Raw genomic sequence first — 20,227 nt, 5'->3', positions numbered from 1 at the left:
GCGCAGGGCCATGCACGGCCCGCCGCTCGCACCGCAGGCGATCCCCACGCACCCACGGACCGATCCATGACCCACGCCATCGACGCAGACGCGCTCCAGCCCGCCATCTGGCCGACGAGCGCGCAGCGCGTCGACGGCGTCGTGCACGTCGCCGGCGCGAGACTCGACGCGCTCGTCGCCGACCACGGCACGCCGCTCATGCTGCTCGACGAGGCCGAGCTGCGCGGCCGCGCCCGCCGCATCCGCGACGCGTTCTCGGCGGTGCTCGACGACCCGCTCGTCTACTACGCCGGCAAGGCGCTGCTCACGGCGGACGTCGCCCGCTGGGTGACGGCGGAGGGGCTCTGCGTCGACGTGTGCTCGGCGGGGGAGCTCGCGCTCGTGCGTGCCGCAGGCGTCGACCTCGCCCGCGTCGGCTACCACGGCAACGCGAAATCCGAGGCGGAGCTGCGCGTCGCCGTCGCGGCCGGCGTCGGCACGATCGTCGTCGACTCCGAGATCGAGCTCGAGCGTCTCACGCGCATCGCGCGCGAGGCGGGCGTGCGGCAGGGCGTGCGGCTGCGCATCAACGTCGGCGTGCACGCCTCGACCCACGAGTTCCTCGCGACGAGCCACGAGGACCAGAAGTTCGGCGTGCCCATCGCCGACGCGACGGCGCTCGTGGAGCGCATCCGCGCCGACGACGTGCTGCGGCTGCGCGGCCTGCACACGCACATCGGCTCGCAGATCTTCGACGGCGCGGGCTTCGCCGCCGCGTTCGACCGCATGGTCGCGCTCCACGCGTCGCTGCTGCCGGGCGGCGACCTGCCCGAGCTGAACCTCGGCGGCGGCTTCGGCATCGCCTACACCGAGGCCGACGACCCGCAGCCGATCGAGCGCATCGCGCAGGACTTCGCGGATGCGCTGCGCGCCGCGTGCGAGCGCGAGGGCATCCCGATGCCGCGCATCGCGATCGAGCCGGGACGCTCGATCGCCGGGCCCGCGGGCATCACGGTCTACACCGTCGGCACCGTGAAGCGCGTCGAGCTCGCCGACGGCGAGCGCGTCTACGTCTCGGTCGACGGCGGCATGAGCGACAACCCCAGGCACGTGCTCTACGGCGCGCAGTACACCGCGCGCGTCGCGAGCCGCACGTCCGACGCGGAGCCCGTGCGCGCCCGCGTCGTGGGCCTGCACTGCGAGTCGGGCGACATCGTCGTCGAGGAGGTACGACTGCCGGCCGACGTCGCACCGGGCGACCTGCTCGCCGTGCCCGCGACCGGCGCGTACTGCGCGAGCCTCGCCTCGAACTACAACATGACGCCGAGGCCGCCGATCGTCGCGGTCGCCGACGGCGCATCGCGCGTGCTCGTGCGCCGGGAGACCATCGACGACCTGCTCGCGCGCGACGCGGGCCTGGGAGGGACCACCGCATGACCGCGTACCGCAGCCTCAAGGTCGCCCTGCTCGGCGCGGGCAGCGTCGGCGCGCAGGTCGCGCGACTCCTGCTCGAGCACGGCGACGAGCTCGCCGCTCGCGCCGGCGCCGGGCTCGAGCTCGTCGGCATCGGCGTGCGCGACGTCGACGCTCCCCGCGACGTGGACCTGCCCCGCGAGCTGCTCACGACCGACCTCGCCAGGCTCGCCGCATCCGCGGACATCGTCGTCGAGCTGCTCGGCGGCATCGAGCCCGCCCGCACGCTCGTGCTCGACGCGCTGAACGCCGGCGCCGACGTCGTCACGGCGAACAAGGCGCTCGTCGCCGCGCACGGGCCCGCGCTCTTCGACGCCGCCGAGCGGGTCGGCGGCCAGCTCGCGTTCGAGGCCGCGGTCGGCGGTGCGATCCCCATCATCCGCCCGCTCGAGGCGAGCCTCGCGGGCGACCGCGTCACGCGCGTCATGGGCATCGTCAACGGCACGACCAACTACATCCTCGACCTCATGCACCGCGAGGGCGCGAGCATGGAGGACGCGCTCGCCGAGGCGACGCGCCTGGGCTACGCCGAGGCCGACCCCACGGCCGACGTCGAGGGCTTCGACGCGGCCTCGAAGGCGACGATCCTCGCCTCCCTCGCGTTCCACACGACCGTGCCCGTCGACCAGGTGCACCGCGAGGGCATCCTGTCCGTCACGGCCGACGTCGTGCAGCAGGCGGAGCGCGACGGTCGCGTCGTGAAGCTGCTCGCGATCTGCGAGCGCATCTCGGGCGCGGACGGCGAGCGGATCTCCGCGCGCGTGCACCCCGCGCTCATCCCGAGCGACCACCCGCTCGCGGCGGTGCACGAGGCGAAGAACGCCATCTTCGTCACGGCCGAGGCCGCCGGCGACCTCATGTTCTACGGCGCGGGTGCAGGCGGCCCCGAGACGGCGAGCGCCGTGCTCGGCGACCTCGTCTCCATCGCGCGCCGCCACGTCATCGGCGGTCCCGGCGTCGCGGTGTCGAGCCACGCCAACCTGCCCATCGCGTCGATCGACGACGTGCCCACGCGCTACCAGCTGCGTCTGGCGGTGCTCGACCGGCCCGGCGTCCTCGCCGCGATCGCGACGGTGCTCGGCCAGCACGACGTGTCGATCGAGTCCATCGAGCAGCACGTGGCGGAGGGGCCGACGGCTAGCCTGGTGCTCGGCACGCACGCCGCCCCCGAGGGCAGGCTGCGGCAGGTCGTCGACGCGCTGCGGACGCATGAGGACGTCGCGAGCATCGATCACGTCATCCGCATCGAGGCGCAGGCCTGAGCGGGGAAGAGGGACGCATGGCACACCAGTGGCGCGGAGTCATCCGCGAGTACGCAGACCGGCTCGACGTCACCGACGCGACGCCCATCGTCACGCTCGGCGAGGGCGGCACGCCGCTCATCGAGGCGACCCGCCTCTCCGCACGCCTCGACGCGCGCGTCCTCGTGAAGTTCGAGGGCATGAACCCGACGGGCTCGTTCAAGGACCGCGGCATGACGATGGCGGTGTCGAAGGCCGTCGAGCACGGCGCGAAGGCCATCGCGTGCGCCTCGACCGGCAACACCTCCGCGGCGGCCGCCGCCTACGCGGCGCACGCGGGCATCACCGCGGCCGTGCTCGTGCCCGACGGCAAGATCGCGATGGGGAAGCTCGCGCAGTCCGTCGTGCACGGTGCTCGCATCCTGCAGGTGCAGGGCAACTTCGACGACTGCCTCGAGATCACGAAGGAGCTGTCGGAGCACTACCCCGTGCACCTCGTGAACTCCGTGAACGACGACCGCATCGAGGGGCAGAAGACGGCCTCGTTCGAGATCGTCGACGTGCTGGGCGACGCCCCCGACATCCACTGCATCCCCGTCGGCAACGCCGGCAACATCACGGCCTACTGGCGCGGCTACACGGAGGCGGCGCACCACGGCGACGCCACCCGCACCCCGCGCATGCTCGGCTTCCAGGCGCTCGGCGCGGCGCCGATCGTGCGGGGCGAGGTCGTCCGCGCGCCCGACACCGTCGCGACCGCGATCCGCATCGGCAACCCCGCGTCGTGGGAGCAGGCCCTCGCGGTGCGCGACGAGTCGCGCGGCGGATTCTGGGCGATCGACGACGAGCGCATCCTCGCGGCCCAGCGGCTGCTCGCGCGCGAGGAGGGCATCTTCGTCGAGCCCGCGTCCGCGATCAGCCTCGCGGGTCTGCTCGAGCGCCACGCCGCCGGCGAGATCCCGAAGGGCTCGACCGTCGTGCTCACCGTCACGGGCCACGGCCTGAAGGACGCGCAGTGGGGCCTCAAGGGCGACGACGGGCAGGATGCCTCGCCGCAGGTCGTGAAGGCCGAGACGAGCGAGGTCGCCAGCCTCCTGGGACTCGCGTGAGCCTCGTCGGCCGGCGGGTGCGCGTGCGCGTGCCCGCGACGAGCGCCAACCTGGGCCCGGGATTCGACACGCTCGGCCTCGCGCTCAACGTGCACGACGAGCTCGAGGTCGAGGCCATCGAGTCGGGCGTCGAGATCGTCGTCGAGGGCGTCGGCGCGGGGGAGGTGCCCACCGACGCGACGCACCTCGTCGCGCGCTCGGCGCTCCACGCCTTCGAGCGACTCGGCGTGCCGGCGCCCGGCCTGCGCATCCACGCCCGCAACGCCATCCCGCACTCGCGCGGCATGGGCTCGTCGGGAGCCGCGATCGTCTCGGGCGTGCTCGCGGCCGTCGGCCTCGTCGGCGACGACGCGCCGGTCGACGACGCCACGGTGCTGCGGCTCGCGACCGAGCTCGAGGGGCACCCCGACAACGTGGCGCCCGCGATCTTCGGCGGCCTCACGATCGCGTGGGTCGACGACGACGGCCCGCACCACACCGAGCTCGCGGTGCACCGCGGCGTCTCGCTGCTCGTGGCGGTGCCGGAGGAGCGCATGTCGACGTCGCTCGCGCGCAGCCTGCAGCCCGCCGACGTGCCGCATGCCGACGCCGTCTTCAACCTCTCGCGCGCGGCGCTGCTCATCGCAGCCCTCACGCAGACGCCCGACCTGCTCTTCGCGGCGACGGAGGACCGGCTGCACCAGCGCTACCGCGCCGCCGCGATGCCCTCGACGAACCGCCTCGTCGAGGCGCTGCGCGCGGCCGGCCATGCCGCCGTCGTCTCGGGCGCGGGGCCCTCGGTGCTCGTGCTCTCGAGCGATCCGGAGCAGCGGCTGGCCGCCGCCGAGATCGTCGCCGCGCAGGCCGACGCATGGGAGTCGCACCTGCTGGCCGTCGACATCAAGGGTGGTACAGTGGAGCGCAATCCCCGCTAGTCCCGGCCACGATCCGTGTCCGCTGCGGAGGATGACGAGACTCCAGTCGCAGCACCGCCCCATCATCCGGCGATGTCCTCTCGAACGCCGCGCGATGGAGCCGTGCGTCCACGGGCCGCCGCATGACGGCCCGCCCCGGAAAGGGAGAACATGACCAACGAGACCATCGACGTCGACGCTGCCGCCGCAGAGGGTGCAGCGCCCGAGCCGCAGGCCGACGCCGCCCCCGCCGCCGAGGCGCCCACCGCCCCCAAGGCGCGACGCTCGCGCCGTGCGCAGAGCGCGGCAGCGGCGCCGGAGGCCGCGACGCTCGACCTGCCGGCCGCCGAGACGCCGGCCGCCGAGACGCCGGCACCCGAGGCGGACGCTGCCCAGGCGCCTGCGGCGAGCGAGGACGCTCCCGTCGAGGCGCCGAAGCGCAAGCGCGCGACGCGCAAGAAGAAGGACGAGCCCAAGGCCGAGGAGGCTACCGAGGCCCCGGCCGAGGAGGCGACCGCGCCCGCCGAGGCCGAGGCGCCGCAGGCCGCGGCCTCCGAGGATGCCGCGCAGCCGGAGGGCGAGCAGCAGGCCGACGCCGGAGCGCAGGCCGAGGGCGACCAGGGTGCCGAGGCCGCGCAGCAGGACAAGGGCGAGCAGCCCGCCGACGATGGCGAGCAGCGCCCGAGCCGCCGCCGTCGCGGCCGCGGCAAGGGCGGCGCCAACGCCGACCAGCAGGACAAGGGCGAGCAGACCGCGGCCGGGCGTCAGCAGCAGCAGACGCAGCAGGCCGGCGACGACGACGAGGCGGCCGAGGGCGGCCGTCGCGGTCGCGGTCGCGGCAACGGCAACGGGAACGGCAATGGCACCGGCACCGGCGAGGGTCGCGGCCAGCGCGGCGGCGAGGCCGAGCTCGAGTCGCGGCGCAGCCGCACGCGCGATCGTCGTCGTGGCCAGGGTCGCGGCGACGACCTCGAGCCCGAGATCCTCGAGGACGACGTCCTGCTGCCCGTCGCGGGCATCCTCGACGTGCTCGAGAACTACGCGTTCGTGCGCACCACGGGCTACCTCCCGGGCTCGAGCGACGTCTACGTCTCGCTCGGCCAGGTCCGCAAGCACCACCTGCGCAAGGGCGACGCCGTCGTCGGCGCCATCAAGCAGCCTCGCGAGGGCGAGCACCAGGGTGCGCAGGGGCGGCAGAAGTTCAACGCGCTCGTGCGCGTCGACTCCATCAACGGGCAGCCCGTCGAGGAGGCCGCGAACCGACCCGAGTTCGCGAAGCTCACGCCGCTCTATGCGCAGGACCGCCTGCGCCTCGAGACCGTGCCCGGCAAGCTGTCGACGCGCGTCATCGACCTCGTCGCGCCGATCGGCAAGGGGCAGCGCGGCCTCATCGTCTCGCCGCCGAAGGCCGGCAAGACGCTCGTGATGCAGGCGATCGCGAACGCCATCGCCGAGAACGACCCCGACGTCCACCTCATGATCGTGCTCGTCGACGAGCGGCCCGAGGAGGTCACCGACTTCCAGCGCACCGTCAAGGGCGAGGTCATCGCGTCGACGTTCGACCGTCCCGCCGAGGACCACACGACGCTCGCGGAGCTCGCCATCGAGCGCGCCAAGCGCCTCGTGGAGCTCGGCAAGGACGTCGTGGTGCTGCTGGACGGCATCACGCGCCTCGGCCGCGCCTACAACCTCTCCACGCCCGCCTCGGGCCGCATCCTCTCGGGCGGCGTCGACTCGAGCGCGCTCTACCCGCCGAAGCGCTTCTTCGGCGCGGCGCGCAACATCGAGCACGGCGGCTCGCTCACGATCCTCGCCACGGCGCTCGTCGAGACCGGATCGAAGATGGACGAGGTGATCTTCGAGGAGTTCAAGGGCACCGGCAACATGGAGCTGCGCCTGTCGCGGCACCTCGCCGACAAGCGCATCTTCCCGGCGGTCGACGTCAACGCGTCCGGCACCCGCCGCGAGGAGATGCTGCTCGGCACCGAGGAGACCAAGGTCATGTGGAAGCTGCGTCGCGCCCTCGCCGGGCTCGAGCCGCAGCAGGCCACCGAGCTCGTGCTCAAGAACCTCAAGGACACCCAGTCGAACGTCGAGTTCCTCATGAAGGTCTCGAAGTCGACGCCGGGCGAGCAGGCCTGACGCCGGTGTTCGAGTCCGTCTCGGGGCTGCTGGCCGAGCACGCGGACCTCGAGCAGCAGCTCGCGGATCCCGCCCTGCACGCCGACGCGGGTCGCGCCAAGCGCGTCAACCGCCGGTACGCGGAGCTCAGCCAGATCAAGGCGGCCCACGAGCGGTGGACGGCGGCGGGGGAGGACCTCGCCGCCGCCCGCGAGCTCGCCCGCGAGGACGAGGCGTTCGCCGACGAGGTGCCCGCGCTCGAGCAGGCCGCGCACGACGCCGAGGAGCGGCTGCGCAGGCTGCTCATCCCGCGCGACCCCGACGACGGGCGCGACGTGATCATGGAGATCAAGGGCGGCGAGGGCGGTGAGGAGTCGGCCCTGTTCGCCGCCGACCTCCTGCGCATGTACGAGCACTACGCGACGAGCCGCGGATGGAAGACCGAGATGCTCGAGTCGACCCCGAGCGACATGGGCGGCTTCAAGGACGTCCAGGTCGCCATCAAGGGCTCGTCGAACGATCCCGCGCAGGGCGTGTGGGCGTCGCTGAAGTACGAGGGCGGCGTGCACCGCGTGCAGCGCGTGCCGGCGACGGAGTCGCAGGGCCGCATCCACACCTCCACGACGGGCGTGCTCGTCTTCCCCGAGGTCGACGAGCCCGAGGAGGTGCAGATCGATCCGAACGACCTGAAGATCGACGTCTTCCGCTCCTCGGGACCCGGCGGCCAGTCGGTGAACACGACCGACTCGGCCGTGCGCATCACGCACCTGCCCACGGGCATCGTCGTTTCGATGCAGAACGAGAAGTCGCAGCTGCAGAACCGCGAGGCCGGCATGCGCGTGCTGCGCGCGCGGCTGCTCGCGAAGCAGCAGGAGGAGCTCGACGCCGCCGCCTCCGATGCGCGCCGCTCGCAGATCCGCGGCATGGACCGGTCCGAGCGCATCCGCACGTACAACTTCCCGGAGAACCGCATCGCGGACCACCGCACGGGCTTCAAGGCGTACAACCTCGACAGCGTCATGGACGGCGCGCTGCAGCCCGTCATCGACTCGTGCATCGTCGCCGACGAGGAGGCGCGGCTCGCGGCCCTCGCCGACGAGTCCTGACGCCTGGCGGGGGTGCGGCGTAGCCTCTCGGCCATGACGCTGCGACTGGCCGAGCTCACTCCCGAGAACCTGGGCGCCGCGGTGCGCCTGCCGCCCAGGCCGGGAGAGCCGGCGAACGTCGCCCCCGTCGTCTTCTCGATCGCCGAGGCGTACGTCTCCGAGGCCGCCTGGCCGCGCGTCGTGCTCGACGACGACGAGGTCGTGGGATTCGTCATGGCGAGCTGGGATCCGGAGAACGAGCTCGAGGCGTTCCGTGCCGGAGTGTGGCGGCTCAACGTCGCCGAGGCGGCGCAGGGGCGCGGGGTCGGTCGCTTCGCGGTCGAGCAGGTCGCCGGCGAGGCGCGTCGGCGCGGCATCGACCGCATCACGGTGCTGTGGGAGCCCGGCGACGACGGCCCCGAGGGCTTCTACCGGCGCCTGGGCTTCGTGCCGACGGGCGAGATCCTCTTCGGCGAGGTCGTGGGCGCGCTCGACCTCTGACGCGCCTGCCAGCGGTGGCCATCCTTGCTACCCTGGAGGCACGCCGAGACAGGCGTGCGGACGAGGGCGCAGTACCCGCACAGCGACAAGACTGACCACATCGGAGGTCCGTCATGGACTGGGTCGTCCTCGTCGTCTCGGGGTTGCTGGAGGCCGTCTGGGCCACCGCGCTCTCGCGCACCAAGGGGTTCACGCGCTGGCGCCCGACGGTCGTCTTCGCCGTCGCGATCGTCGGCAGCATGGTCGGGCTCGCGATCGCGATGCTCACGATCCCCACCGGCACCGCCTACGCCGTCTGGGTCGGAATCGGCGCCGTGACGACCGCGGTCTGGGCGATGGTCACGCGCGCGGAGCGTGCGACCGTCGCCCGCGTCGTGCTGCTCGCCGTGCTCGTCGGCTGCGTCGTCGGCCTCAAGGTGGTGGCGTAGCCATGGCGTGGATCGTGCTGCTCGTCTCCGCGGTGCTCGAGGCGGTGTGGGCCACGGCGCTCGGCGCCTCCGAGGGCTTCACGCGGCCGGTCGAGTCCGTCGTCTTCGTCGTCGGCTGCATCCTGTCGATGATCGGCCTCGAGCGTGCCGCGCGCACCATCCCCATCGCGACGGCGTACGCGGTCTGGGTGGGGATCGGCGCGGCGCTCACCGTGACGTGGGCCATCGCCACCGGCGCGGAGGCGTTCTCGTGGTGGACGGTCGTGTTCGTCGCCGGCATCGTCGCGAGCGTCGTCGGCCTCAAGGTCACGGCACCGAAGGGCGCGGCGGGCGACGAGCGCTCCGACCCGGCTGCGAGCGGCTGACCGCTACGCGTTCGCGCGCGCGGCCATCAGCGCCGAGGATCGTGCGATGCGGGCGGTCACGAGCACGCGGGCACGGCGGGTGACGAAGGCGGAGAGCACGCCGAGCATGCCGTTGACCGGCCGTGCCATGGCGCTCGGGCCGGGATCGCGGCGGTCGAGCTCGCGCAGCAGCGCGTCCGCCACCTGCTGGGGCGTCTGCATCCTCCCCCCGTACTGCTCGGTGCCGAGCTCGTCGAAGAACTCGGTCGCCGTCAGACCGGGCGCGAAGGCGAGCACGCGCACGCCCGTGCCTCGCAGCTCGCCCCAGAGGGCCTCCGTGAAGGTCAGGGCGAAGGCCTTCGCGGCCGAGTAGACCGCCATTCCCGGGATCGGCTGATAGGCGGCCTCGCTCGTGATGGTCACGAGGATGCCCTCGGCTGCAGCGCGCACATCCGGAAGGAACGTGTGCGCGAGATCGACGACGGCACCGGCGTCCACGGCGATCTCGGCGGCCAGCCGGTCGGGGTCCTCGCGGTCGAACCGACCGTCCGTGCCGAATCCTGCGTTGCTGACGATGCCGGTGACGCGGATGCCGCGCGCCGCGAGCTCGGCACGGATCGCGGGACCGGGGCGAGGCGAGGCGAGGTCGGCGGCCACGGTCTCGACGCGGACGCCGTGACGCTGCCGCAGCCTGGCCCCCAGCGCATCGAGCCGATCCATGCGTCTCGCGACGAGGGCGAGGTCGGCGCCGCGCGCTGCGAGCGCCTCGGCGATGCTGGCGCCGATGCCGGCGCTGGCGCCGGTGACGAGGATGGTGTGCCGCGAGTAGTCGATCATGGGCACAGCATGACACGAGTGACACTCAGTGCCAAGTACGGCACCCGATGGCGTGTCGGATAGGGTCGGACCATGAGCCAGAGCGAGGTGCCGGTTCGCGACCGGGCACGAGTGGCCGTCCGTGAACAGATCGCACGCGTCGCGGTCGATCTCTTCGTGCGCGATGGCTTCGACGAGGTCTCCATCGACCGCATCGCCGCCGCCTCGGGCATCTCCCGACGCACGTTCTTCCGGTACTTCGCGACGAAGGAGGACGCCGCGATCGGAGACGTGGTCGAGCGCGGCAGGGTCGTCGCGGCTGCGATCGCTGCGCGTCCGCAGAGCGAGGGAGCGTGGGACGCCGTGCTCGCGGTCGCGAGCGAGAGCGTCGCCGCCTGGGACGACCCGGCGCAGGAGCTCGCGATCGGGCGCCTGATGCTCGAGGTGCCCTCGCTGCGAGCACGGCATCTCGAGAAGCAGCTCGCGTGGCGCGCCCTCATCGAGCCCACCCTCGCCACTCGGCTGCGCGACGGCTCCGGTCTCGCCGAGGGCGACGCCGTCTTCGAGGCGGCCGCCATCGCCTCGACGGCCCTCGCATGCCTCGACGTCGCCAGCGAGGCGTGGGTCCGCAGCGGCGGCGCAGGCGACCTGGGGGAAGGCTTCGCGCGCGCACTGGCCGCCGTGCGTCGCTGACCCCGACGCCAGCGGCGTCGTCGTCGTCGCACGTTCACCGGCTCCTCGGGCGTCGTTCACCCGCGCCGCCTAGCGTGGGTGCGGACGCGCGACCGCACCTATGGATTTAGCGCTCCGTTGTAGATACTCTCCATGGTGAGAGGTCGTTTCGACGAGGAGAGACCATGCAGGCACTTCAGGGGCGCGCGCTGCGCGCGACGGCAGGACTGGCGCTGGCGGGCATCGCGCTCGCGGGCTGCGCGAGCGGCGACGGAGGGTCGGGCGATGCGGGTGGACCGCTGATCGTCTACACGAACTCGAACGGCGACGGCCGCGGGGAGTGGCTCACGGCGCAGGCCGAGGAGGCCGGCTTCGAGATCGAGATCGTGGGGCTCGGGGGCGCCGACCTCACGAACCGCATCCTCGCCGAGGTGAACAACCCCGTCGGCGACGTCGTCTTCGGGCTCAACACGATGTTCTTCGAGACGCTGAAGGCCGAGGACGCCATCACGGCCTACGAGCCGTCGTGGTCGGACGAGGTGCCGCAGGATGCGGGCGACCCGGTCGACGGTGCCTACTGGCCCCTCGTCGACCAGGCCATCGTCACCGTCTATGACGCGTCGACCGTCACCGATCCGCCTGCCGACGCCGCCGACCTGTGGTCGTCGGAGGAGTACGCCGGCACCTACGAGGTGAACACCCAGCTCGGCCAGGCGACGCCGCAGCTCGTCGTCGCAGGCATCCTCGCGCCGTACGTCGACGACGAGGGCGAGGTGTCGGACGAGGGCTGGGAGGCCGTCGAGGCGTACTACGCCAACGGCAGCCCCGCCGTCGAGGGCACCGACCTCTACGCGCGGTTCCAGCAGGGCGACGTGCAGTACGGCGTGCTGCCCTCGGGCGGCATCGTCGCGCGCGACGCGGAGTACGGCACCGAGACGGCGATCCTGCCGCAGGCGGACGGCGTGCCGTTCGTGACCGAGCAGATCGGCGTCATCGCGGGCACGCAGCGCGAGGAGCAGGCGCAGGAGTTCATCGACTGGTTCGGCAGCGCCGAGGTGCAGGGCGCCTTCGCGCAGGAGTTCAACGCGATGCCGGTCAACGAGATCGCCGCGGAGCAGGCGAACCCCGAGGTCGTCGAGCTCGTCGGCTCGGTCGAGCGCGCCGACATCGACTACGCGCTCGTGCGCGAGCACATCGGCAGCTGGGTCGAGCGCATCCAGCTCGAGTACCTGCCCTGATCGCGACCCGATCCATCGAGCAGGGCGGGGGCCCGGGCGGCCCCCGCCCCTCCACGAAGGAGCATCCATGATCCGCTTCGACGGCGTCCGCGTCGCGTTCGGCGACCACATCGCGCTGCACGGGCTCGACCTCGAGATCGCCGAGGGGGAGTTCTGCACCCTGCTCGGACCCTCTGGCTGCGGCAAGACCACGGCGCTGCGTGCGCTCGCCGGCTTCGTCGAGCCCACGTCGGGCTCGGTGCACGTCGCCGGGCGCGACGTCACCCGCGTGCCGAGCGAGCAGCGCGGCGTCGGCATGGTCTTCCAGAGCTACGCGCTCTTCCCGAGCATGACGGTGCGCGAGAACATCGCGTTCGGCCTGTCGGTGCAGCGGGTCGCGAAGGCCGAGCAGCGCGAACGCGTCGACCGCGCCGCGGAGCAGGTGGGGCTGCGGCCCGAGCAGCTCTCGCGGGGCGTCGCGGAGCTCTCGGGCGGCCAGCAGCAGCGCGTGGCCATCGCCCGCGCGCTCGTGCTCGAGCCGTCGATCCTCCTGCTCGACGAGCCGCTGTCGAACCTCGACGCGAAGCTGCGCGTGCAGCTGCGCGGTGAGCTGCAGCGCCTGCAGCGCGACGTCGGCATCACCACGGTCTACGTCACGCACGACCAGGAGGAGGCGCTCGCGCTGTCGGACCGGATCGCGGTGCTCTCCGAGGGCAGGCTCGAGCAGCTCGGCTCGCCCCGCGAGGTGTACGAGCAGCCTGCGAGCGCCTTCGTGTGCGACTTCGTCGGCGAGGCGACGCGCCTGACGGCCGAGCAGCGGCGGGTCCTCGCCCCTGGCGCCCTCGACGACGTCGATGCCTGGGTGCGCCCCGAGCACGTCGCGATCGACGACGCCGGCGTGCAGGGGACCGTGCGCGAGCACGCCTATCGGGGCGCGTCGACGCTGCTCGAGGTCGACGTCGCCGGCGACGTGCTGCGCGTCGAGTCGGCGAGCGCCGACGCCGCGTCGCTCAGCCTCGGCGACGCCGTGCGCGTGCGGCTCGACGTCGACCGCGTGCACCGATTCCCCGTCGCCGCATGAGCGCCGTGCCCGCGAGCGCCGCGACCGCCGCACCCGTCCCCGAGGGGCCGTCGCCCGCGCGCCCGCGCCGGGGCGCGACGGCGCGCATGCTGCGCTCGCCGATGGGCATCGGCGTCGCGATCGGGACGATCTGGTTCGCCGCCACCTTCCTGGTCATGCCGAACGTCACGCTGCTGCAGGCGACGTTCGCGCCCGACGGTCAGCCGTCGCTCTCGGCGGTCGAGCGCCTGCTCTCGAGCGAGCGCGCCCTGCGCTCGCTGGGCAACAGCGTCCTGCTCGCCGCGACGCTCGCCGTCACGGTCAACGTCGTCGGCATCTTCATCGTGCTCGTGACCGGGTGGTTCCGGATGCACGGGCGGCGCGCGCTGTGGCTCGGCTACGCGACGACGTTCATCTACGGCGGCATCGTGCTCGCCACGGGCTACGCCTTCATCTACGGTCGGTACGGCTTCGTCACGAACGCGCTCGCGAACGTGTGGCCGGGTCTCGACCGCGACTGGTTCTCGGGCTTCGTCGCCGTCGTGCTCGTCATGACCTTCGCGACGACGACGAACCACATGCTGTTCCTCTCCGCGGCGCTCGCGAAGATCGACCACCAGTCGATCGAGGCGGCACGCCTCATGGGCGCGTCGAACTGGACGATCCTGCGCCGCATCGTGCTGCCGACGCTGCGGCCCATGATCTTCGCCGTCACGGTGCTGACGTTCCTCACGGGCCTCGGAGCCCTCACCGCGCCGCTCGTGCTCGGCGGGCAGGACTTCCAGACCGTCGCGCCCATGATCCTGTCGTTCTCGCGCTCGGCGACCTCGCGCGACGTCGCCGCGCTGCTCGCGATCCTGCTCGGCCTCGCGACGATCGTGCTGCTCGCGATCCTCAACCGCGTCGAGCGCGGCGGCACGTACTTCGCGGTCGCGAAGGTCGCCTCGCCGCTCGAGCCGCAGGCGTTCCGCACCCGCTGGGGCTCGGCGATCATGCACGTGCTCGCCTGGGCGCTCTGGCTCGTCTACGTCTTCCCGGTGCTGTGCGCCATCACGTTCTCGTTCGTCGACGCCTCGGCCGTGACGAGCGGCTCGATCACGCTCGAGGACCTCACGCTCGAGCACTGGGTCACCGTGCTCACCTCGGCCGACGCGCTGCGACCCTTCATCGTGTCCGTCGTGTACTCGGCCGTCGCATCCATCGTCGTCGTGCTGGGCCTCGTGCTCGTCGCGCGCTCGATCACCCGCTGGCGCGGATGGCTCTCGAGCGTCCTCGAGTACGTGCTGCACATCCCGTGGATCCTGCCGACGATCCTCATCGCGCTCGGCCTCGTCATCACGTTCGACCGGCCCCAGTGGCTCGTCGGCGGGCAGGTGCTGCAGGGCACGATCCTCATCCTCGGCATCGCCTACGTCATCGTGAAGATCCCCTTCACGCTGCGGCTGCTCAAGGCCGCGTTCGCGGGCGTGCCGGACGAGCTCGAGGACGCAGCCCGCATCCTCGGCGCCGGGCAGCTCACGACCATCCGCCGCGTCGTCGTGCCGATCATCGCGCCGACGATGGCGGCGGTCACCGCCCTCAACTTCACGAGCCTCGTCGACGACTACGATGCGGCCGTGTTCCTCTACCACCCGCTCGCGGAGCCGCTCGGCATCGCGATCCGGCGGGCGACGGAGGGCGAGGCGAACGTGCAGGCGATGTCGATCACGTTCGTCTACACGGTGCTGCTCATGGTCGTGCAGGGCCTCGTGCTCTGGCTCGTGTACGGCCGCGGCCTGCGGAGGCGGCGTGGCTGAGCGACAGCTCGGGGTGACGGTCGAGGACGTCGCGCGGGCAGCGGGCGTCTCGCGCTCGACGGCGACGCGCGCGCTGCGCGGCCACGGGCGCATCGCCGAGGCCACGCGCACCCGGGTCGAGGAGGTCGCCGAGCGGCTCGGATACGTGCCGAACCTCGCCGCGACCGACCTCGCCGCAGGCGGCACGGGCGTCGTCGGACTCATGCTGCGCGACGCCGCGAACCCCGTGTACGGCACGCTCTTCTCGCGCATCGAGCTCGCGGCGCGCGACGCGGACCTCGAGCTCGTCACCGTCACCATCGGCGCGGACCCCGATGGCGGTCAGCAGGTGCAGGCGCTGCGCCGCCTGCTCGGCATGCGGGTCGCCGGGCTGCTCGTCGCGACCGGCGGCGTCGCCTCCACCGCGCTCGAGCCGTTCGCGAGCGAGGTGCCCATCGTGCGGATCGGCCGCGACGAGCCGAGCGAGCGCATCCACGCCGAGGCGTACGACGAGGCCTGGCACGGCCGGCTGCTCGCCGAGCGCGTGCGCGCCCTCGGGCATCGCCGCGTCGTCGTGCTCGGCGCGGACGCCGCGACGTCGTACGGCGAGCACGCACGGGCCGAGGCGCTCGTCGCGCGACTCGACGGCGTGCGCGTCGACCGGGTGTCGACGCGCGCGGCGCCCGAGGACGGGGTCGCGCAGGCGCTCGCCGCCGTCGACGCCGGCGCGACGGCCGTGCTGTGCGCCTCCGACACCCGGCAGCTCGCCGTGCTGCGAGGCCTCGCCGCTGCGCATCGCACGTGCGCGACGACCGGCTGGGACGGCATCCTGCCGGGCGTCGACCTGCTGGGGCTCACGACGGTGCGCGTGCCCGTCGAGTCGGCGGCCGACGCGGGCGTCGCGCGGCTCGCCGCGCTGCTCGACGGCGACGTCGACGCCCCCATCCATCGGCGCTGGCGGGGCGAGCTCATCCCCGGGCGCACCCTGACACCCGCGGAGGATCGATGATCACCACCGAGTTCCCGGCACCGAGCGTCGTGCTGGCCCACCTCACCGACCTGCACGTCACGGGGGACGGCTCGCCCCTCTACGGTGCCGTCGACTCCACGGCGGCGCTCGAGCGCGCGCTCGCCCGGCTCGAGGCCTCCGGAGTCCGTCCCGACGCGCTCGTGCTCTCCGGCGACCTCGCCGACCGGGGGGAGCCCGAGGCCTACCGGCGTCTGCGCGCGCTCGTCGCGCCCGTCGCCGAGCGCCTCGGGGCCGACCTCGTCGTCGCGACCGGCAACCACGACGACCGCGCGGCGCTGCGCGAGCACCTGCTGGGCGACGACTCCGCTCCGGCCGACCGGCCGGTTCGCGCCGTGCACCGCGTCGGCGGCCTGCGCGTCGTCGTGCTCGACTCGAGCGTGCCCGGCGCGCACTGGGGCGCCGTCGACGACGAGCAGCTCGCGTGGCTCGCCGACGAGCTGCGCGAGCGCGCGCCGCTCGGCACGATCCTCGTGCTGCACCATCCGCCGGCGCCGACGATCCTCGATCTCGCGCTCACGGTCGAGCTGCGCGGACAGGAGCGACTCGCCGCCGTGCTGCGGGGGAGCGACGTGCGCGCCATCCTCGGCGGACACGTGCACCACACGACGTCGTCGACCTTCGCGGGCATCCCCGTCCACGTCGCTGCCGGCCTCGCCTACACGCAGGACCTGCTCGCGGAGGGCGGTGGCACGCGCGGCCAGGACGGCGAGCAGGCGCTCGCGATCGTGCACGTGCTGCCGGACACCGTCGTGCACGCCGTCGCGCCCGTCCGCGCCCACCCGACGGTCGGCGAGCGCGTGCCGCAGGCGGAGGTCGACCGGAGGCTCGCCGACGCCGGCATCGTGCGACGCGCCTAGCCTCAGGCGTCGACGACCCACTCGAACGCCGATGCGCCGCTGCGGGCGCCCGCCTGCGAGCGGGCGCGGTCCGGCTCGGCCAGCGTGCGCGTGACCTCCTCGCCGAGCCGCACGAGCTCGGCGAAGGTCGTCGTGCTCGCCCACGGGGGGCGCAAGCCGAAGACGAGGTCCTCGGTCGCGGTGTTGCCGGATGCGCCGGGTGCGAACGGGCAGCCGCCGAGTCCGCCGAGCGCGCCGTCGACCACGGTCGCCCCGCCCTCGACGGCGGCCAGCGCGTTGGCGACGCCGAGCCCCCACGTGTCGTGGCCGTGGAAGACGACGCCGAGGTCCGGGCGCAGGCGAGCCGCCTCGGCGATCCGACGACGCACCTCGCCCGGATGCGCCTGGCCGAGCGTGTCGGCGATGACGACGTCGACGGCGCCGTCGGTGCGCGGGTCGGCGACGATCGACAGCACGCGCTCGAGCGGCACCTCCCCGTCGAAGGGGCACGTGAAGGCCGTCGCGATGCACAGCTGCACCGTGCCGCCGACCGCCTGCGCGGCGGCGAGCGCGTCGGGGAAGGCGGCGACGGACGCCTCGGCGTCGCGGCCGACGTTCGCCCGATTGTGCGCGTCGGACGCCGACAGGCAGTACTGGAAGCGGCGGACGCCCGCGGCGGCGGCGCGCTCGACGTGGCGGGGCGTCGCCACCCACACCCACGCGCGCTCGCGCTCGTGCTCGTCGAGCGCGGCGACGACGTCGAGCGTGTCGGCGAGCGTCGGCACGAGGTCGGGACGCGCCATCGACCCGACCTCGACGTGCTCGACGCCGAGCGCGAGCAGCTCGCGCACGAGCCTCACCTTCCGCTCGGTCGGCAGGGGGCTGCCGACGAGCTGCAGCCCGTCGCGCAGCGTCACGTCCCGGATCTGCACCTGGGTCATCGCATCCGCTCCTCGTAGTCGGCGACGCGCGCGTCGCTCCATCCCAGCTCCCGCAGCACCTCGCCCGTGTGCGCCCCGAGGTCGGGCCCCGCGTGGCGGATGGGCAGCGAGCGCCCGCCGAGCACCGGCACGACGCCGGGGAAGGCCGTCGCGAACAGGGCGCGCTCGCCGTCGTCGACGTCGAGGTGCTGGATCATGTCGCGCGCGGCGAGCTGCTCGTCGCCGCACAGGTCCTCCGCGGTCGCGATGGGCCCCGAGGGCACGTCGGCGGCGTCGAGGGTGGCGAGCGCCTCGCGGCTCGTGCGCGCCGCCGCCCACTCGCCGATGGCCTCGTCGAGCGCGTCGCGCGCCGCCCAGCGGCCGTCGTTCGTCTGCAGCGCCGGGTCGTCGGCGAGGTCGGGCCGGCCGATCGCCCGCATGTAGCGCTGGTAGATCCCATCGCCGTTGCCGGCGACGACGATGCTGCGGCCGTCGGCGCACAGGTACGCGTTCGACGGCGCGATGCCCTCCATGCGGCCTCCGGTGCGCTCGCGGCGCACGCCGTACGCCGACCACTCGGGCACGAGCGACTCCGTCACCGACAGCATCGCCTCGTTGAGGGCGACGTCGATCGTGCGCCGATCGAGCGCGAGGTGCGCCTCGCCGCGCGCGGCGCGCGTCGTCTCGCGCTCGAGGAGGCCCATGACGGCGCCGAAGGCCCCGTAGAGCCCCGCGATCGTGTCGCCGATCGACACCCCGGTGCGGCTCGGCGCGCGCCCGGGCTCGCCGACGAGCTCGCGGAAGCCGCCCGCCGCCTCCGCGACGGCGGCGAAGCCGGGCCTGGGTGCCAGCGGACCCGTCTGCCCGAACGCCGAGATGCGCACGACGACGAGGTCGGGGTTCTCGGCGTCGAGCGCGGCTGCGTCGAGCCCCCAGCGCTCGAGCGTGCCCGGCCGGAAGTTCTCCAGCAGCACGTCGGAGCGGCGGACGAGGTCGAGCACGAGATCGCGGCCCTCGTCGCTGCGCAGGTCGGCGACGATCGAGCGCTTCGACCGGTTGATCGTGCGATGGAGCATCGACGTCGTGCCCGAGCGCAGCCGCCAGCGGCGCAGCTCGTCGCCCGTGCGCGGTCGCTCGACCTTCACGACGTCGGCGCCGAAGTCCGCGAGCAGCCGCCCGGTCGTCGGGGCGGCGATGTAGTTGCCGAGCTCGACCACCCGAACGCCTGACAGCGGAAGGGACGCGGCAGCGGTGCTCACAGGAACAGCGACAGGATCAGGGTCATGCCGAGGGCGATGACCGAGGCGACCGAGACGCCGACCGTGACGGTCTTCAGGGCGCCGCGCACCGACTGCCCGAGGAACGACTGCAGCAGCCAGAACGTGTTCGAGGTGACGTGGATGCAGAAGAGCGCGCCCGCACCGGCCGCGAGGCCCACGAGCACGGGCTCGAGCCCGATCTGCGCCGCGACGGGGCCGAGGATGCCGGCGGCGGTCATCGCCGAGAGCGTCACGGACCCGACGGCGACGTGCAGGATCGCGGCGATGCCCCACACGAGCAGGATGGGCGCGACGGCGGATGCGCCGAGCCACTGCGTCAGCAGCGAGCCGAGGTCGCCCGCGGCGATGACCGCCGCGAGCGATCCGCCGACGCCCGTGAGGGCGAAGATCTGTCCGGCGTCCTTGAAGCCGTGCACGAGGGTGCGCTCGAGCTCGTCGGAGCCAAGGGCGCGGCGGCCGATGATCGCCGTGCCGACCACGCCGAGCAGCAGCGCGATGGCGGGAGCGCCGAGCAGCTGCATGGGCGCGATCGCGATCTCGAGGACGTCGAGCACGGCGCCGGCGGCGATGAGCAGCAGCGACAGCAGCAGCGGCGCGAAGAGCACGATGAGCGGCTGCTGGCGGCGCTCGCCGTCCTCGCGCTCGCGCAGCGCCGTGGCGCGCTGCGGGTCCGCGCCGGGCACGGCGATGGAGCTCGTGGCGCCCGACACCGAACGAGCCGGACGCGCGTCGTCGCGCCGCTGCGCGTCGTCGTCGGCGGAGCCGTCGGCGTCCGGCGTCTCATCGTCGATCATCCGCTGCTCGTCGCGCTCCGGGTTCCAGAAGCCGACCCGGAAGAGGAAGGTCATGACGGCGATCGCGAGCACGACCGTCGGCACGACGACGAGGAGGCCCATGAGCAGCATCTGCCCGAGCGGGACGCCGAGGTTCGCGGCGATCATGACGGCGCCGATGCCGGGCACCATGAGGGCGATGCCGACCTCGAGGCTGATGGCGAAGGTCGCGCCCATGATGCCGATGCCCGTGCGCCCCAGGCGCGGTGCGATCCGGCGCGCGAGAGGGGCGGCGATGACGATCATGACGTCGACGAAGATCGTCTGGAGGTAGGTCGCGAACGAGAGGCCGAGCGCGAACGGCACGCCGCGGCGACCGAAGAGGCGCAGCAGCGACTCGACGAGCCGGGTGATGGCGCCCATGCGGTTGAGCATGGAGCCGATGAGCACGCCCCAGGCGATGAGCAGGCCTGCCTCCATCATGACGTCGCCGAACCCCTGCGCCATCGTCGAGACCGTGTCGACGGCGCCGAGGCCCGTGGCGAGGCCGATGGCGGCGGCGCCGAGCGCGAGGGCGATGACGGGGTTCGTGCGGAAGCGGACGATCATGACGACCACCGCGAGGATGGCGACGCCGACCACGGCGAGCGTGTACCAGTCGGGCACTGCGGGAC

General features: G+C 73.3%; 19 protein-coding genes and 1 riboswitch. Of the genes, 15 read left to right on the top strand and 4 right to left on the bottom strand.

The genetic code is table 11. The annotated features are described in order from the left end of the window. The first annotated feature begins 66 nt into the window (after positions 1-66). The 9 genes from lysA to C1N71_RS09955 all read left to right on the top strand — a co-directional run bounded on the left by lysA (position 67) and on the right by C1N71_RS09955 (position 9,195). Positions 67-1,416: a diaminopimelate decarboxylase gene (gene lysA / locus C1N71_RS09995; RefSeq protein WP_137756259.1), complete on the top strand. Its 1,350-nt coding sequence runs from the start codon at positions 67-69 to the stop codon at positions 1,414-1,416. Continuing rightward, on the top strand, positions 1,413-2,714 hold the full coding sequence (locus tag C1N71_RS09990) for a homoserine dehydrogenase (RefSeq protein WP_137756258.1): 1,302 nt from the start codon (positions 1,413-1,415) through the stop codon (positions 2,712-2,714). The genes lysA and C1N71_RS09990 overlap by 4 nt, the downstream gene beginning before the upstream one ends. 17 nt (positions 2,715-2,731) lie before the next feature. Beyond that, on the top strand, positions 2,732-3,802 hold the full coding sequence (gene thrC, locus C1N71_RS09985) for a threonine synthase (protein ID WP_137756257.1): 1,071 nt from the start codon (positions 2,732-2,734) through the stop codon (positions 3,800-3,802). Further along, entirely contained in the window at positions 3,799-4,716 is a 918-nt protein-coding gene (thrB, locus tag C1N71_RS09980; RefSeq protein WP_137756256.1) for a homoserine kinase, read from the top strand. Before thrC ends, thrB begins: the two co-directional genes overlap by 4 nt. A gap of 150 nt (positions 4,717-4,866) precedes the next feature. Continuing rightward, positions 4,867-6,837 carry a transcription termination factor Rho gene (rho, locus tag C1N71_RS09975; RefSeq protein WP_137756255.1) on the top strand — a complete coding sequence of 657 codons (1,971 nt, stop codon included), beginning with the start codon at positions 4,867-4,869 and terminating at the stop codon, positions 6,835-6,837. Positions 6,838-6,842: 5 nt separating this feature from the next. Continuing rightward, positions 6,843-7,922 carry a peptide chain release factor 1 gene (prfA, locus tag C1N71_RS09970; protein WP_137756254.1) on the top strand — a complete coding sequence of 360 codons (1,080 nt, stop codon included), beginning with the start codon at positions 6,843-6,845 and terminating at the stop codon, positions 7,920-7,922. Positions 7,923-7,955: 33 nt separating this feature from the next. Then, entirely contained in the window at positions 7,956-8,402 is a 447-nt protein-coding gene (locus tag C1N71_RS09965; RefSeq protein ID WP_137756253.1) for a GNAT family N-acetyltransferase, read from the top strand. A 35-nt stretch (positions 8,403-8,437) separates the two neighbouring features. Next, positions 8,438-8,502, top strand: a riboswitch (guanidine-III (ykkC-III) riboswitch). Positions 8,503-8,515: 13 nt separating this feature from the next. Beyond that, positions 8,516-8,830 (top strand): DMT family transporter, encoded by a 315-nt coding sequence (locus C1N71_RS09960; protein ID WP_137756252.1) that lies wholly within the window; start codon positions 8,516-8,518, stop codon positions 8,828-8,830. Positions 8,831-8,832: 2 nt separating this feature from the next. Beyond that, the gene (locus tag C1N71_RS09955; RefSeq protein ID WP_137756251.1) at positions 8,833-9,195 is read left to right on the top strand and encodes a DMT family transporter; all 363 of its coding nucleotides are present in this window, start codon (positions 8,833-8,835) and stop codon (positions 9,193-9,195) included. A 3-nt stretch (positions 9,196-9,198) separates the two neighbouring features. Here C1N71_RS09955 and C1N71_RS09950 read toward each other — a convergent pair whose 3' ends face one another. Then, positions 9,199-10,011 (bottom strand): SDR family NAD(P)-dependent oxidoreductase, encoded by an 813-nt coding sequence (locus C1N71_RS09950; RefSeq protein WP_137756250.1) that lies wholly within the window; start codon positions 10,009-10,011, stop codon positions 9,199-9,201. 72 nt (positions 10,012-10,083) lie between these two features. On the opposite strand from C1N71_RS09950, the gene C1N71_RS09945 reads away from it, so the two are divergent. From C1N71_RS09945 to C1N71_RS09920, 6 genes are all read left to right on the top strand, one after another. Beyond that, complete coding sequence (locus tag C1N71_RS09945; protein ID WP_137756249.1) at positions 10,084-10,683, top strand: TetR family transcriptional regulator; 600 nt, start codon at positions 10,084-10,086, stop codon at positions 10,681-10,683. Between the two features lie 164 nt (positions 10,684-10,847). After that, positions 10,848-11,900, top strand: a complete 1,053-nt coding sequence (locus C1N71_RS09940) for an extracellular solute-binding protein (protein WP_137756248.1) — start codon at positions 10,848-10,850, stop codon at positions 11,898-11,900. 67 nt (positions 11,901-11,967) lie between these two features. Beyond that, on the top strand, positions 11,968-12,960 hold the full coding sequence (locus C1N71_RS09935) for an ABC transporter ATP-binding protein (RefSeq protein WP_137756247.1): 993 nt from the start codon (positions 11,968-11,970) through the stop codon (positions 12,958-12,960). Continuing rightward, entirely contained in the window at positions 12,957-14,735 is a 1,779-nt protein-coding gene (locus tag C1N71_RS09930) for an ABC transporter permease (protein ID WP_254677974.1), read from the top strand. The genes C1N71_RS09935 and C1N71_RS09930 overlap by 4 nt, the downstream gene beginning before the upstream one ends. Further along, a complete protein-coding gene (locus C1N71_RS09925) occupies positions 14,728-15,723 on the top strand; it encodes a LacI family DNA-binding transcriptional regulator (protein ID WP_137756246.1) in 996 nt (331 codons plus the stop codon). The genes C1N71_RS09930 and C1N71_RS09925 overlap by 8 nt, the downstream gene beginning before the upstream one ends. Next, the gene (locus C1N71_RS09920) at positions 15,720-16,601 is read left to right on the top strand and encodes a phosphodiesterase (RefSeq protein WP_137756245.1); all 882 of its coding nucleotides are present in this window, start codon (positions 15,720-15,722) and stop codon (positions 16,599-16,601) included. The genes C1N71_RS09925 and C1N71_RS09920 overlap by 4 nt, the downstream gene beginning before the upstream one ends. 2 nt (positions 16,602-16,603) lie before the next feature. Here the strand turns inward: C1N71_RS09920 and C1N71_RS09915 are convergent, their stop codons facing one another. From C1N71_RS09915 to C1N71_RS09905, 3 genes are read right to left on the bottom strand one after another with little or no spacing between them, the layout of a single operon-like run. Beyond that, positions 16,604-17,521, bottom strand: a complete 918-nt coding sequence (locus tag C1N71_RS09915) for a hydroxymethylglutaryl-CoA lyase (RefSeq protein WP_137756244.1) — start codon at positions 17,519-17,521, stop codon at positions 16,604-16,606. Next, the gene (locus C1N71_RS09910; RefSeq protein ID WP_254677973.1) at positions 17,518-18,717 is read right to left on the bottom strand and encodes a CaiB/BaiF CoA transferase family protein; all 1,200 of its coding nucleotides are present in this window, start codon (positions 18,715-18,717) and stop codon (positions 17,518-17,520) included. The genes C1N71_RS09915 and C1N71_RS09910 overlap by 4 nt, the downstream gene beginning before the upstream one ends. A 38-nt stretch (positions 18,718-18,755) precedes the next feature. Further along, positions 18,756-20,219 carry a GntP family permease gene (locus tag C1N71_RS09905; RefSeq protein WP_137756242.1) on the bottom strand — a complete coding sequence of 488 codons (1,464 nt, stop codon included), beginning with the start codon at positions 20,217-20,219 and terminating at the stop codon, positions 18,756-18,758. Positions 20,220-20,227: the final 8 nt, after the last annotated feature.

Source organism: Agrococcus sp. SGAir0287 (assembly GCF_005484985.1).
Lineage (GTDB): Bacteria > Actinomycetota > Actinomycetes > Actinomycetales > Microbacteriaceae > Agrococcus.
This window is presented reverse-complemented; position numbering and strand designations above follow the sequence as displayed.